The sequence below is a fragment of the Pseudalkalibacillus sp. Hm43 genome (assembly GCF_054170705.1).
In genome coordinates, this window is record NZ_CM135129.1 from 1,134,120 (window position 1) to 1,148,359 (window position 14,240).

General features: G+C 43.5%; 13 protein-coding genes. 5 read left to right on the plus strand and 8 right to left on the minus strand.

Features of this window, described 5'->3' with window-relative positions; all coding sequences use genetic code 11:
* Positions 1-157 precede the first annotated feature (157 nt).
* The 4 genes from ACXQIQ_RS06045 (at position 158) to ligD (ACXQIQ_RS06060) (ending at position 3,945) form a co-directional block, all read left to right on the plus strand.
* Entirely contained in the window at positions 158-1,045 is an 888-nt protein-coding gene (locus tag ACXQIQ_RS06045; protein WP_439299672.1) for an SDR family oxidoreductase, read from the plus strand.
* Positions 1,046-1,289: 244 nt separating this feature from the next.
* Positions 1,290-2,108: a non-homologous end joining protein Ku gene (gene ku / locus ACXQIQ_RS06050; RefSeq protein ID WP_439299671.1), complete on the plus strand. Its 819-nt coding sequence runs from the start codon at positions 1,290-1,292 to the stop codon at positions 2,106-2,108.
* Entirely contained in the window at positions 2,105-3,064 is a 960-nt protein-coding gene (gene ligD, locus ACXQIQ_RS06055) for a non-homologous end-joining DNA ligase (RefSeq protein WP_439299670.1), read from the plus strand. Before ku ends, ligD (ACXQIQ_RS06055) begins: the two co-directional genes overlap by 4 nt.
* On the plus strand, positions 3,031-3,945 hold the full coding sequence (gene ligD / locus ACXQIQ_RS06060) for a non-homologous end-joining DNA ligase (protein ID WP_439299669.1): 915 nt from the start codon (positions 3,031-3,033) through the stop codon (positions 3,943-3,945). Before ligD (ACXQIQ_RS06055) ends, ligD (ACXQIQ_RS06060) begins: the two co-directional genes overlap by 34 nt.
* Before the next feature lies 1 nt (position 3,946).
* Here ligD (ACXQIQ_RS06060) and ACXQIQ_RS06065 read toward each other — a convergent pair whose 3' ends face one another.
* The 7 genes from ACXQIQ_RS06065 to ACXQIQ_RS06095 form a co-directional block, all read right to left on the minus strand.
* Positions 3,947-4,888 carry a PDR/VanB family oxidoreductase gene (locus ACXQIQ_RS06065; protein ID WP_439299668.1) on the minus strand — a complete coding sequence of 314 codons (942 nt, stop codon included), beginning with the start codon at positions 4,886-4,888 and terminating at the stop codon, positions 3,947-3,949.
* 24 nt (positions 4,889-4,912) lie between these two features.
* On the minus strand, positions 4,913-5,338 hold the full coding sequence (locus ACXQIQ_RS06070; RefSeq protein ID WP_439299667.1) for a hypothetical protein: 426 nt from the start codon (positions 5,336-5,338) through the stop codon (positions 4,913-4,915).
* Positions 5,335-6,285 carry a heme-dependent oxidative N-demethylase family protein gene (locus ACXQIQ_RS06075; protein WP_439299666.1) on the minus strand — a complete coding sequence of 317 codons (951 nt, stop codon included), beginning with the start codon at positions 6,283-6,285 and terminating at the stop codon, positions 5,335-5,337. Before ACXQIQ_RS06075 ends, ACXQIQ_RS06070 begins: the two co-directional genes overlap by 4 nt.
* Positions 6,286-6,553: 268 nt before the next feature.
* Positions 6,554-7,579 carry a LacI family DNA-binding transcriptional regulator gene (locus ACXQIQ_RS06080; RefSeq protein ID WP_439299665.1) on the minus strand — a complete coding sequence of 342 codons (1,026 nt, stop codon included), beginning with the start codon at positions 7,577-7,579 and terminating at the stop codon, positions 6,554-6,556.
* Between the two features lie 78 nt (positions 7,580-7,657).
* Positions 7,658-8,500, minus strand: a complete 843-nt coding sequence (locus tag ACXQIQ_RS06085) for a sugar ABC transporter permease (RefSeq protein WP_439299664.1) — start codon at positions 8,498-8,500, stop codon at positions 7,658-7,660.
* A gap of 1 nt (position 8,501) precedes the next feature.
* Positions 8,502-9,788, minus strand: coding sequence for a sugar ABC transporter permease (locus tag ACXQIQ_RS06090; protein WP_439299663.1), 1,287 nt, complete (start codon positions 9,786-9,788; stop codon positions 8,502-8,504).
* Positions 9,789-9,968: 180 nt separating this feature from the next.
* On the minus strand, positions 9,969-11,243 hold the full coding sequence (locus ACXQIQ_RS06095) for an extracellular solute-binding protein (RefSeq protein WP_439299662.1): 1,275 nt from the start codon (positions 11,241-11,243) through the stop codon (positions 9,969-9,971).
* A 167-nt stretch (positions 11,244-11,410) separates the two neighbouring features.
* On the opposite strand from ACXQIQ_RS06095, the gene ACXQIQ_RS06100 reads away from it, so the two are divergent.
* Complete coding sequence (locus tag ACXQIQ_RS06100) at positions 11,411-13,168, plus strand: alpha-glycosidase (protein ID WP_439299661.1); 1,758 nt, start codon at positions 11,411-11,413, stop codon at positions 13,166-13,168.
* 1 nt (position 13,169) lies between these two features.
* Here ACXQIQ_RS06100 and ACXQIQ_RS06105 read toward each other — a convergent pair whose 3' ends face one another.
* Positions 13,170-14,171, minus strand: a complete 1,002-nt coding sequence (locus ACXQIQ_RS06105) for a nuclease-related domain-containing protein (RefSeq protein ID WP_439299660.1) — start codon at positions 14,169-14,171, stop codon at positions 13,170-13,172.
* Positions 14,172-14,240 lie beyond the last annotated feature (69 nt).

Here is a 14,240-nt window from a genome sequence, read left to right on the forward strand (position 1 = left end):
ATTCCTCCTTAACAATTGTCACTATCCCCTTCCCTGACGTATGGGACTTTCAAACCATAATAAAGTCGTCGGTGATTAGATTTGAATAAAACGGCAATAGTATAAGGAACGAATTTGTACTTCTTATTTTGATAAAAGGAAAGGGGAAATTCATACGATGTTTCAACCTGTTTTTTTCTCACCTCATGAAGAAAAACCGACTGGACAACCACCTCAGCACCAGGACCATCAGCCAGGAACTGAATCTGAAATGGTCCCCACCCCACAAACGGAGGACAGCTATTATAAAGGCAGTGGCAAGTTAAAAGGTAAAAAGGCTATCATTACTGGTGGTGACAGTGGGATCGGAAAAGCGGTCGCAATCCTCTATGCGAAAGAAGGTGCGGACGTTGCCATCATGTATTTGAATGAACATGAAGATGCAAATGAAACGAAGCGACAAGTGGAAGAGGAAGGACAACGATGTCTGCCCATCGCCGGCGATGTCGGAGATCAGTCGTTTTGTGAAAACGCTGTGGAACAGGTCATGGCAGAGTTCGGTACAATCGATATCCTCGTGAACAATGCGGCAGAACAGCATCCTAAGAACGGAATCGAAGAGATCGATCAGGATCAGCTTGAACAGACCTTCCGCACGAATATCTTCTCCTGCTTTTATATGACGAAAGCCGTGCTTCCTCATTTGAAAAACGGCAGTACGATCATCAACACAACATCCGTTACTGCTTATAAAGGGAACGACCATCTGATCGACTATTCCTGCACCAAAGGGGCTATGGTCGCGTTCACCCGCTCGTTATCCGAAAGTCTCGTTTCGAAGGGAATCCGTGTCAATGGGGTCGCACCTGGTCCGATCTGGACACCGCTCATCCCTTCAACGTTCGATGCTCAACATGTCGGAGAGTTCGGGAAAAACACACCGATGGGACGACCAGGTCAACCGGACGAAGTTGCCCCTAGCTATGTCTTCCTTGCTTCCGATGACTCAACCTATATTTCCGGACAGATGATCCATGTCAATGGCGGAATCATCGTCAGTGGATGACGATGACGGTAAAGCGGCTCTGGTGGAGCCGCTTTTTTTGTGTGAAGAAGTGCGGGTTTGGTTCATAATTTCTGATTTTGGATTATAAATTCTCAATTCCGCTTATCATTTCGGAATTTGGATGATTATTAGAGACTAGACCGTTGTCGTACTCTGCTTTTCCGCCATTAGTAGAATCTGGTAATTATGGAATCGTCCTTCTCCGCTCACATTAAAGGTAAAAGGATGAAGGGAATGTCTCGGTATGCATACAATGTGGAAAGGCTCCATCAGCTTCGGTTTAGTGACGATTCCAATCAAGCTTTTTGCAGCCACTGAAAATAAAGACATTAAAATGAGACAACTCCATAAAGAAGACCATAGTCCGATCAAGTATGAAAAAACCTGTACAGGCTGTGAAAAGTCATTGGAGCAGAGCGAAATCGTTAAAGCGTATGAATATGAGCCGAACAAGTTCGTTGAACTGGAAAAAGACGAAATGGATGCCCTCGCCAAAGAGCAGACGAAGTCGATTGAAATCATGGATTTCGTAGACTTGTCTGAGGTCGATCCGATTTATTTCGATCGCTCGTACTTCATCGGACCGGGTGAAAACGGCTCGAAACCTTACACGCTATTGAAAACAGCCATGGAAGAGTCCGGCAAGATCGGTATCGCTAAAGTAATGATCCGCTCCAAACAACACCTCTCTGTCGTCCGTGTTTATGAAAAAGGACTCTTGCTGGAAACGATCCATTTTCCAGATGAAGTTCGTAACATCGATCTTGTTCCAGACATTCCTGAGGAAATGGAATTGAACGATAAAGAATTGAAGATGGCCATACAACTGATTGAACAGTTGACCACTGAATTCGACCCGGAAAAATATCAGGATGATTATCGTGAAGCCTTGATGGAAGCCATCCAAAGCAAAGTCAAAGGCGAGCAAATCAAGGTGGCGAAACAACGACCGAAAGCGGATGTCGTCGACCTTATGGATGCGTTGCAAGCAAGTATTGACGATACGAAGCCGAAAAAGAAGAAAACGACACGCAGCCGTAAGAAAAAAGCGAGCAGTGAATGATGCGCTACAAACCGATGCTTCCCACCCTCACTTCTGAGCTGCCAGCCGGAAGTGATTGGTGTTTTGAAATCAAGTACGACGGTTTCAGGTGCCTCCTCTATATCGATGAATCCGAAATCGATCTGTACAGTCGAAACTTACGGTCGTTGAAGGCAGAATTTCCTGAGATCGTACACGAAGCGGAACAAATCCAACAGCATTCAGAGGATCTCCCGATTTTATTGGATGGTGAACTATGTATATTGGATACTCCATTAAAAGCATCCTTTTCTAAGATCCAGAAGCGTGGCCGCATGAAAAAAGAAGCCAAAATCCAAGAACAAGTAACCGCAACACCAGCGACCTATCTGGTCTTCGATCTATTGATGCGATCCGGTAACCTATTGAAGAATGAACCTTTTCATAAGCGGAAACGATTCCTAGAGGAATGGGTGGACGGAAGAGAGTACCCGACTGTAAACAAGGAACATCACAGTCCGATTCAATGGATTCCATTTTCAGATGATGGAGACGCACTTTTTGCACAGGTTAAAGAGTCTAAAGGTGAAGGTGTGGTAGCCAAAAGGCGAAACAGCGTATGGGTACCTGGGAAACGGACGAATGATTGGTTGAAGGTGAAACGACTGTATCGCGGCTTCTTCATCGTCATTGGACTTGATGAAGGAAACGGATATTTTCACGTTGCCGTCGTGAACGATGAACAACTACAGCCGATCGGACTGTTTTCTCATGGTCTGGAAGGTCAGGAAAGAGAAGCGCTGATCCAGATTGTGAAAAAAAACCAAGTGAGGAAACGCAACAATCAGATCGAGGTCACACCTCGCATCTGTGTGGAGTTGGAATTCCTTGAAATCTATCAAATGCAGTTAAGACATCCGAGATTCATCCAATTCAGATTGGACATCCATTGGGAGGATTGCACATGGGAAGCACTTCAAATGCAAATGGAGAACTGAACATTGAGGGTCAAACAATCCAAGTGACGAGTCTCGATAAAGTCTTGTATCCGGAAAAGGACATCACAAAACAAAGTTATCTACAATACTTGATTGAAGTCCACAAACGCATGCTTCCCTTTTTGCAGAACAGACATTTGACGGTAAAAAGATACCCTCATGGTATGTATGATGACTTTTTTTATCAAAAGAATTGTCCAGATTATGCACCAGAGTTCATCCAAACAGATCTCCATGAAAAGATCAATTATATCGTTTGTAATGACCTGGCAAGCCTGATTTGGTTAGGGAATCAACTTGCGCTTGAGTTCCATATTCCGTTCAATACGATCGATTCGATCTCCCCGACTGAGATCGTATTCGATCTCGATCCTCCTTCAAGAGATCATTTTTCACTTGCGATTAAAGCTGCACTGCAAATCAAGCAGATTCTTGACCGCTTGGAATTAGTTGGTTTTGTAAAAACGTCCGGCAACAAAGGCCTGCAGATCTACATCCCTCTACAAATCGGGGCGTTTTCCTATGAGGACACCCGAATGTTCACGAAGTTCATAGCTGAATACTTAGTCAACCAGTTTCCGGATGATTTTACAATTGAAAGGATGAAAGAAAATCGCGGCTCCAAATGTTATATCGACTTCTTACAACATGCAGAGGGAAAGACGATCATTGCCCCGTACTCGATGAGAGGTGTTGAGGAAGCGCTTGTGGCGACTCCTCTTTTTTGGAATGAAGTGAATGATCAATTGAGACCTGAGCTATTTTCGATGAATGATGTACTTGATCGAATCAAGAAAAAGGACTGTCCTCTGACAGAGATGGAATCTGTCCGAAAACAGCAACCGTTCAGAAGGGTTTTGGAAGGACTTTTAAAACAGTAGTTTACACTTTGATTGTAATCTGCCCTTCACCACGCGATACGCATGAAAGCATCTTCTCTTTTCTTTCTTCTTCAGTCAAAAACGTCTCATTATGAAGGACGGAACCGTTACACACTTCGACTTCACACGTCCCACATACACCCATGCGACAGGCATAAGGTACCATGATCCCTTCTTCAATCAACGCTTCCAACAAGCTTTGATCTGAATCTACATACAGCGTCTTGGCTGATCGTTCCTCCGTCACCCGGAAAGCTTTCGGATTTTGGATGCGACCTGCAGGGCGGAACCGCTCGGAGTGGATATTTTCATCTGGATATCCGAGCGCTTTACAGTACGTCATATAATGATCCATGAATGCAGAGGGTCCGCAAATATAGATATGGGTACCGACGGATTGGTTACGAAGTGCTCTTTGGAGCTCTTTTTCTTTCTGCTCCCTCTCCATAAAGTAAAAATGAGCGTGATCCGAATAACGTTTTTTGATCATAGGGTAAAAGGCACATTCACTAGCGCTCGAGCCAGCATAATGGAGATCGAAGTGTTGACCCGTCTGCGTAAGGAAAGCCATCATGGATAGAAATGGCGTAATTCCGATTCCAGCTGCCAAGAATAAATGGTGACGAGCCTCCGATCGGATCGGAAAATAGTTTTCAGGCGGAGCTGCTTCGATGGAATCACCCGGTTTTACATGATGGTGGATAAATGAGGACCCTCCACCTTCCTTCCCGACATTTTTCACGGCAATCGTATATTCAGATTCGTCCTGGAGCGGATCATTGATAAGCGAATATTGCCTCGTGCCCATCGGTAGTTTTAGTGAAATATGAGAGCCAGCTCCAAAGTGAGGAAGCTTTTCACTTTCCGAAGTAAAGGTGATCTTCTTGATTGTAGGAGTGATATATTCAGTTTTCCGGACCTTCAGTTGATAAAACTTTTGCATGACTGTGTTCATCCTTTTGATCCATCATCTCTTTTGTGTAAAAACAGGATAGGCCAAATACGCTTGATGATACGCTGAAAAGTGATCAGAAGCTTCAATGGTTTGATGGCAATTCTCACAAGCAAACTCTTTTTTTGTGAGGGATTGGATGTGATGGCACTGAGAGCAGAAAGCACTCATCGGACCTTCCTCTCTTGGAATCACGTTTATATCCCTCTGTTTAAATCCTACTCTTAAAGCGAGCTGTCGGAGGTTTTGGATGAAAGCCGTTTCCGCAAAAATCACAATCTGAGCTCCCAAAGGCTGGAGCGACAGCTTTTTTTCAAGGTCGTTCTCCTCTTCTAAACAAAGGATCACACAATTGCCGCCACCCTTTTGAATTTCGGTTCCCCGATCATGTGCTCGTTCCATATTGTTTTGATCTGTTAAAATGATTGTTTGTTTACTCATCCGTTCATCGTCTCTTTTTCAGCCATCGTTTTTTCAACATATCGCAGTATTTCTTTTTTATATTGAGAGATGCCTTTATAATCAGCGATATCTTCGTCCAATGTCTTGATGTTCAGGTAGAAAAGCGTCAGCCATTCCTCATTCATCACGATATCTTCTAAAGATAAAAGATACGTATGAATGGAAAACAGGATATCATGGTTGACCGGCAAGCGGAATAACCGTTGCACTTCCACTCTCAGGTGGACCATTTTCCCCGCATTCTCTTCAGTAACAGATTGCCTCAGCCTTCCCCAGTCCGCATACGTTTCGAGAGGTGTATCCAGTTTTTCAGAAATCGTGATGGACCAGTTTTTCCTCTCCCATGCTGTATTGGGACGGATCCGTGAAATGAATCGTTCCACCTTATCAATAAAACCATTGTCGGTGATGTCGGGGACTGGATGATGGATTGACTTGAACTCCATCCCGAGCACAAACGTCAACGACCAATTGGAAGGAAAGCATAACTGACCCGCCTCAAGAAACAGACCATCGCTTCTGTCACCCATTAAGATCAAGTCTTCCTGCACATGCCTTCCTGCCAGATCCAACGGTTCGAGATTGATGGAAGTGTTGTCCCTGAAGATGAACCTCTCTTCCTCATTAAGAAGATGATTCTGAAACCGGCATTCTTTCCCTTTTTGCGTAAAAGAAAAATGGGAAGGATACGCTTCAGCGAGTTGAGTGAAAACAAGCCGCATCACTTCCCATTGTGATTCAAGTGAAATGGGAAGCGATCGGAAACAACGCGAATGGTTTTGCTGAAGCAACTCTCGCTTCAGTTCGATTTCTTTTTTGTAATCCTCTGTAACCGTCACCGTCCAAGCAGGATCGAGTATAGAAGAATTATTTGAATAAGCATACTGATCCTTCGTGAACGGGAACGGAAAGGCTTGATTTGACATGGTTTGCACCTCATAAGTTCTGTTACTTTACCATTTCCATAACATTCAGAGAAATCCTTTAGGAAATTGCTTGGCTACAGATGGTTGTTTTAGAAAAAGAGGTTGTTCTTTTAGAAATTTGAGAGGTGTTTTTTGAAAAAACACCTTTCCTTTTAGAAAAATCGCACTCTATTTAAGAAAAAACGCTACCCATCTTAGAAATTGGTACCTTCGTCCTATCTATGACTCCATATAAAAAAAGAGCGAACAGGTTATCCCTGTCGCTCTTTTAACAATTCAAGTCCCCGCTCGATTGCCTCTCTATGATGTGATGCTTCACTTTAATCATCTGCGGTGGTGAATCAGGTTGTTCAATGGAGCGAAGTAATGTGTTCGCGGCCTGATAACCTAGTTCATAAATGTTGATATCCACCGATGTAAGAGATGGAGTTGCTAATTCAGCAATCATGGCGTTGTTGAAACTGGAAACGGATACATTTTCAGGTACCCTCATATTCATATCATCGAGCATCCTCAATACTCCAAGAGCCATCAAGTCATCTGTAACAACGAGGGCAGTTGGTGGTTCATCGAGCGTCATAAGTTCGGAAACCGCTCTCCGTCCCTCTTCAACTGCAAAGTCCGCATGGATGACATAATCACTCTTATAAGGAATCTTTGCATTTTGTAACGCTTTTTCATATCCGAGCAATCGATCGGTGGTCACGACGAGGCTCAAGCTCCCCCCGACGAACCCGATCCGTTCATGTCCATTTTGGATATGGCATTCAGTCAGTTCTTTCGCCGCTCGATAGTTATCGTTATCAACGTGATTGATTTCGTCATCATGTTTATATGGCTTTCCGATTACCGTGAACGGAAACTTCTGTTCATATAAATAATTCATGATACGATCATCAACCCTTGAGTAAAGAAGGACGATTCCATCGACTCTTCTTCCTTGCACCATTCCTACGACGGCTCTGTAGATCTCCTCTTCAGTCGTACCAGTCGACATCAACAAAGTATATTCTTGTTCATGTGCTTTGGTACTGATTCCACGTAATACTTCAGGGAAGAACGGGTTTTGGAATGCCTTTTCAGCCGAGCTCGGCATGACGATTCCGATTGCCCTCGAACTTCTGTTAGCGAGGCTCCGAGCCGTGAAATTCGGATGATACCCTAGGTAATCCATCGCTTCACGGACTCTTCGCTTCGTTTCTTCACTGATTCGCGGATTATTCGCTACAACACGAGATACTGTAGAGGGAGCTACATTTGCTAGTTTGGCAACATCTTTAATTGTAACACCCATGTATGCTTCCTCCTGTCCGACACTACTAGCTCCATTTTACCATAATTACGTGTGCCCTATACGACAACCAAGGGTCGATTATCCTTTTGTACCCCCTGCTGTCAGTCCAGAGATCAAGTAACGTTGTAGAGAAAGGAACAATAGCGAGATTGGGATCGCAATCAATACGGCACCTGCCGCGAACTTGGTGAATTCGGCACCGAATTGTTTTGCCACCAGATTGTATAGCCCGACCGCTAGGGTGTATTTCTCCTCACTACGCAAAATGACTTTTGCCAAGATAAAATCAGCAAACGGTGTAATGAAACTGAACAACGCGATGACCGCAAGGATCGGCTTCGCAAGTGGCAAGATGATCTGCCAGAAGATACGGAAGTGCCCTGCACCATCAATACGTGCGGATTCATCCAGCTCCTTCGGAATCGTATCGAAATATCCTTTTGCAAGCCAGGTGTTCATCGGTAACAGTCCACCGGTATAGAGCAAAATCAACGCAAGGTGCGTATCGATCAATCCCGTTTGTACTGCAAGAACGTAAATCGCAATCAATGCTGCGAAGTTTGGAATCATTTGAAGGATAAGGAAAGTCATCAGACCATTCTTACGTCCGACAAAACGGTAACGTGAAAACGTGTAACCCATCAATGCGATCATCGTGACTGATAGAACCATTGTGATTGTACAGATTTTCAGCGTATTCCAATACCACTTCAAGTAGTTGCTTTGGTCGAGATCGAACAGTTCTTTATAGTGTGCGAGCGTTGCATTCTTCGGAATGATCGTCGAACCCGATAAACTGTTCCCTGGGTTGAAGGAAGACCCGACTATCCATAACACCGGATAAATGACGATTCCGAGTGCGATGAAAATAGCGATATACGACAGTGTGAGGCGGATGATTTTCTGTTTTTTCATGTTCATGTTAGATCATATCCTCCTCTTTAAACGATTTCGTTCTACGGAATTGCCATAGCGCTACGGAAATGACGATTATCGAAAGGACCATCGTAACCGCTGCAGCTTTCGCATATTGTTGTGATTCCAACGTCAAACTATAGATCCATGAAATCAAGATGTCTGTAGACCCTGCTGTCTGTCCAGGCATTGGTGGACCTCCTCCGTTAAAGAGGAAGATGACGTTAAAGTTATTGAAGTTGAACGTGTATTGCGTAATCAAAATCGGTGCAATTGCATACAAGATCATCGGCAACGTAATCGTACGGAACTTCTGAATCATTGTTGCACCATCTACTGTCGCCGCTTCGTATTGCTCATCAGGTATGGATTGCAACACACCGGTTACCATTGCAAAAATGAACGGGAATCCAAGCCACGATTGAATCAGGATGAGCGCTACTTTTGCCCAAAACGGATTCGTCAGCCAAGGAATCGGATCGATTCCGAAAGTGGCTAATAGATCATTGTTGATAGCACCGAACGTCTCATTGAACATACCAGCGAAAACAAGGATCGATACGAACGCTGGAATCGCCCAAGGTAAGATGAGAATCGTACGGAATACCTTCTTGAACTTGAGATCCTTCTGGTTCAAAAGTACTGCCAAGAAAATCCCGATTGCGATTTGGATCGTTGTAGCGACAAACGTCCAGATGATCGTCCAGCTTAGAACACTGATGAATGTTTTTCTCCAAATATCTAGGCGGAAAATATCAATGAAGTTCTGAAACCCGACCCAATCCACCAGTTTTGCAGGTGGTGAGTGATATAAATCATAGTTTGTGAACGCAAGTAAGATAACGAATAAAATCGGAAAAATAACAACGAAAATCAGCAAGAATACACCAGGTGATAGCATCAAATATGGGAAACCAGTATCCACAACATTTCGATACTGTTCTCGGATCGAGTGAAGTCTCAGTCCCAGGTCTCGCTTTTTACCGTTCACATGCGCATCATACAGGTTCAAGGCATAGACGGTTAAACCGATGAGCAGTACAAGGATGGCGATGATTCCTTCTACCATCAGGAAGATGGAGTGGTCTCGTGGTAGTTTCTCCCCTAGTGTGACAATCCCCCATAAACCCATATTAAGTAGGTCTTTAAAAGCGATGATGAAGGAGACCGTCAAGATGAAGAACGCGATGGCTTTCATGTATTGTCGGTTATATAGCTGTCCTAGACCTGGAATGAGGGACAAGAACAGTGCTCTTTTCCGATGTGTGGACGAAGTTGTAGTCATGTCATTCATTTAAGCCCCTTGTCCTTTCTATTAATAGTGGTTGATGATTTCTCTGAAACCCACTCTCTACCGGTGAATTTCCTTTGAAATCATCAATGTGGATGGACGAATAATCGTGCCCTTATAAAGATGAAGCAGTACCTCGGCTTCGAGGTACCGCTCTCCTAATTTCATTCTTTTTAAACTGTATTAGTTGTTCGCGCCAGTTGCTTCAATCTGTTGCTTGATTGTTTTTGTTGCATCTTCTAGCGCTGGTTTCGGCTCTTGCTTTCCAGTTACGATCAATTGAAGTGCGTTTGCCATTGGCTCCCAAACTTGACCCATTTGTGGGATGTTCGGCATTGGCGTACCACGTTGAGATTGAACAGCAACCGCTTTTGCACCCTCATTATCCGCGATAACAGGATCTTCAATCAATGACTTCACTGGAGGGATTTCAGAAGTCTTTTCATAACGAATCTTCGCGTTTTCAGCATTCGTTACCCATTCTACTAGTTTCGTAGCCCACTCTTGGTTTTCAGAGTATGCAGATACGTGCCATCCTTTAACACCGATGAATGTTTCAGGATATTCACCATTCGGCAACTTCGGAAGTGGAGCTACTCCGATTTCAATTCCAGCGTCTCTCATTCCTTGGAATGCCCATGGACCGTTCATGACAGAAGCGACTTTACCTTCGTTGAACAATCCGTCCATAGCGGAACCACCGTTCTCACCGATGATACCTTTCGGGAACAATCCTTCTGTATACCATTGCTGGATGTATTCAGCACCTTTTACCGCACCTTCGTTGTTCAAACCGATGTTGTCCGCATCAAGACCTTCGTCTGTACGATCAAATACATATCCGCCGTTTGCAGCCATGATCGCGTTAGCGAAGTAGAAGTTATCCCAAAGTGCTAGGAAACCGTAATTTCCATCTTTCGTGAAATCTTTTGAGAAGCTGTAAAGCTCATCGAAAGATTCCGGCGCTTTGTCCATATGTGCTTTATTATAAATGAATACTGGTGTTTCAGTCGCTTTTGGTAGACCGTAAAGTTTTCCGTCAAAAGTTTGTGCTTCAATAGAAGACTCTGTGAATGTATCAAGTACATCTTGCTCTACCTCGATCGGTGCAAGCAATCCTTGTGTTGCCATCGCTCCGATTTGGTCATGTGGTAGAGTCAGTATGTCCGGACCTGTACCGGCTGGCGCATCCAATGGAAGTTGCTCACGGATTTCGTCCGCCATTCCTAGTTCTTTGAATTCTACTTTAATGCCGTATTTCTCTTCGAAACTCTTAAGTGCTGGCTCGATCGCTACACCTTTTTCTTTATCTTCCCAAACGACCAGCTTTTCTGGTTTATCGCTGTTGCCTTTCTTTTCTTCTGATCCTTCAGAAGAATCGTCTTGCGGTCCGCAGGCAGCTAGCATGGAAACCGCTAGACCGGCAGTCAATGAAACATTCAAAAACTTCTTTAACATGAAATGACCTCCCCTAATTTAGCTCATTCGTTTTACAGTTGTGAAAACGTTTGCACTGATTAATTTGTATTATACATAGTGAAAACGATTTCTGCAACCGTTTGCATAACTTTTTCTATTAAATTATGATGGGAGTATCTTAACACTCTTAAAATGAGGTGGAACCCTTGATCAAATCAGCAATCTATCACCGTCCGAAGAACAATTATGCGTATGCACTCAATGAAAAAAAGTTGCACATCCGATTACGAACGGAGAAAAACGATCTCACTTCCGTAGACCTCATCTATGGGGATCCGTATGTATGGAAAAATGAGCAATGGCAAAACGACAAGAAATCTATGAAACTTGAAGGCTCTGATGACCTGTTCGATTACTGGATCGCCTCAGTGGATCCAGAGTTTCGTAGATTGCGATACGGATTCGAAGTTCATGATGGAAATGAAACACTAATATATGGAGAAAAAGGGTTCGTAGAAGAAGATCCGAAAGATACAAATTTCTATTTCTGCTTCCCCTTCCTCAATCAAATTGACGTATTCACACCGCCGGGTTGGGTGAAGGATACAGTATGGTATCAAATCTTCCCAGAGCGTTTTGCAAATGGAGATCCTTCTATCGATCCAGAAGGCACATTGCCATGGAACAGCGAAGATCCGAAAGTCGACAGCTTTTTCGGTGGGGATTTCCAAGGTGTGATCGATCACTTGGATCACCTCGATGAGCTTGGCGTAAACGGGATTTATTTTACACCGATATTCAAGGCACATTCGAACCACAAATATGACACGATCGATTATATGGAAATCGATCCTCAATTCGGGGACAAGGAAACATTCCGAACACTCGTAACGGAATGTCATAAACGCGGAATCCGAGTGATGCTAGATGCAGTCTTCAACCATAGCGGTTATTTTTTCGAACCATTCCAGGATGTGCTGAAAAATCAGGAGAACTCTGCGTACAAGCACTGGTTCCATATCCATGAGTTCCCGGTAAAAGAAGAACCGGTACCAAACTATGATGCATTTGCCTTCGTCCCTTCTATGCCGAAGTTGAACACCGAAAACCCGGAAGTCCGCGATTATCTGTTGAACGTAGGAAAGTATTGGGTTGAAGAATTCCACATCGACGGCTGGCGTTTGGATGTGGCGAATGAAGTGGACCACTCCTTCTGGCGAGACTTCCGTAAAGCTGTCAAAAGTGTCAAACCTGAAGTCTATATTCTAGGTGAGATTTGGCACGACTCGATGCCATGGCTCGAAGGAGATCAATTTGACGCGGTCATGAATTATCCTTTTACGAATGCCGTTCTGGATTATTTTGCGAAGGACAGCATCAGCGGTGTAGACTTTGTTGAACAGATCACGAAATGGAGCGTCGCCTATCCGAAAAATGTGAACGACGTGGCCTTCAACTTACTTGGCAGCCATGACACGCCTCGTGTTTTGACAATCAGCGGTGATGAAATTGAACGGGTGAAGTTGATGTTCCTGTTCCAGCTCACTTTCTCTGGAACACCATGTATCTATTATGGAGATGAAATCGGTATGAATGGTGCTGGAGATCCGGATTGCCGGAAGTGTATGGAATGGGATTCAGAGAAACAGGATCGTGAGCTGTTCGAGTTCGTATCTCGATTGAACAGGTTGCGTAAGGAAGAACGTGCCCTGCAAGGTGATGGCACTTTCCACTTTGTACGCGGTGAAGATCCTGAGGTTATCATGTATGAACGTGGTTATGAGAATGAAGCCATTCTCGTAATGGTCAATAAAAACACGGAAGAAAAACTGGTGGATTTAGGTGGCGGTTTTGGAGAAGGAATGCAAATTCACGACCTATGGAATGATGAGCAGTTTGAATCAAGTGGAAAGCTCGGTGTGCCAGCTGGAGAGTTCCGGATTTTGAAGAGGTTAAGCGTGTAGGTTACTCGTTGATGAAGTCCTTTTGAGCGAATTTTTGGATGTTTTCTACTGGGAATATGTGTTTTCTCCCTACTGTTTGGATGTCCATTTTCTTCAGCAGCTTGTAGACAGTTGAAGCGGATGTTAGTCCTAGAAATTCTCTCAGCTCTTTATTAGAAAAATGACGAGTATATAATAGGACAAAATCAGTAATAGCTGATTCATATGAATGATGAGGTACTATTCCACATGCCGGACAATTCCAGATTGTCCGGTTTTCCTTTTTCGGAATTGGAAGAGTCTTGCATTGAAGACATTGGACACCTCCTTGCATATCTCTCTTAGTAAAGTTGTATTTGCTTAAGACGTCCAAAAACAAAGGTTCGTTTTTCTTCTTAATTTTCCTTGCGATCTTGGTTACATCATTTTTCGAGATAGATTCATTCGTTTGTCCGATGAGAAGGTTTTCTATTCTTTGAAGTAAAGAATGTTTATGGATGATTAATTTGGAGATACCTTGATGATTTGGTGAGGTTTTTAGAATTGTTTTGGGGTTACTCATCACACTGAGGTAATAAATCGGAGCAATCGGAAGGTTATATTTCTTCAACCAATTGGTGAATTGTCTTTTCTGTAGTTGTGCCTGGGAAATTGGATTTCCGAGTCCCATCCTCGTACCGTCTATTTTCGTCCAGACCAGCTGCTGGAACACTGGATCATAATCTAGTTCACCTATGATATTCTTCACTTCTAAAATGAGATGAAAATGTGGGGAAAGTAGAAGGAAATCAATCTGGAAATGGAGATTTTGATAGGAAAGTCTGATGTTGTGGAGTATTTTGAATTTTCCTTTCGGGAGATATCGGAGTTGGTATGCCACTTGTTCTTCTCCGTAAAACCCAGCTTCAAGGTTGTTCAATCGGGTTAGAATTTGATTGTGTTGTTGGTGGGCAGGGTCTTTAGCAGGACTTCTATAGAGAAGAGAAATGAGCTGTAGATTAGGAATTGGCTTCATTAATTGCATTACATCGCTCCTTTTATTGAAATTCTATCTATTCTTCTGCAAAAAGAGGGTGTTCTCCTTTTTATAGAA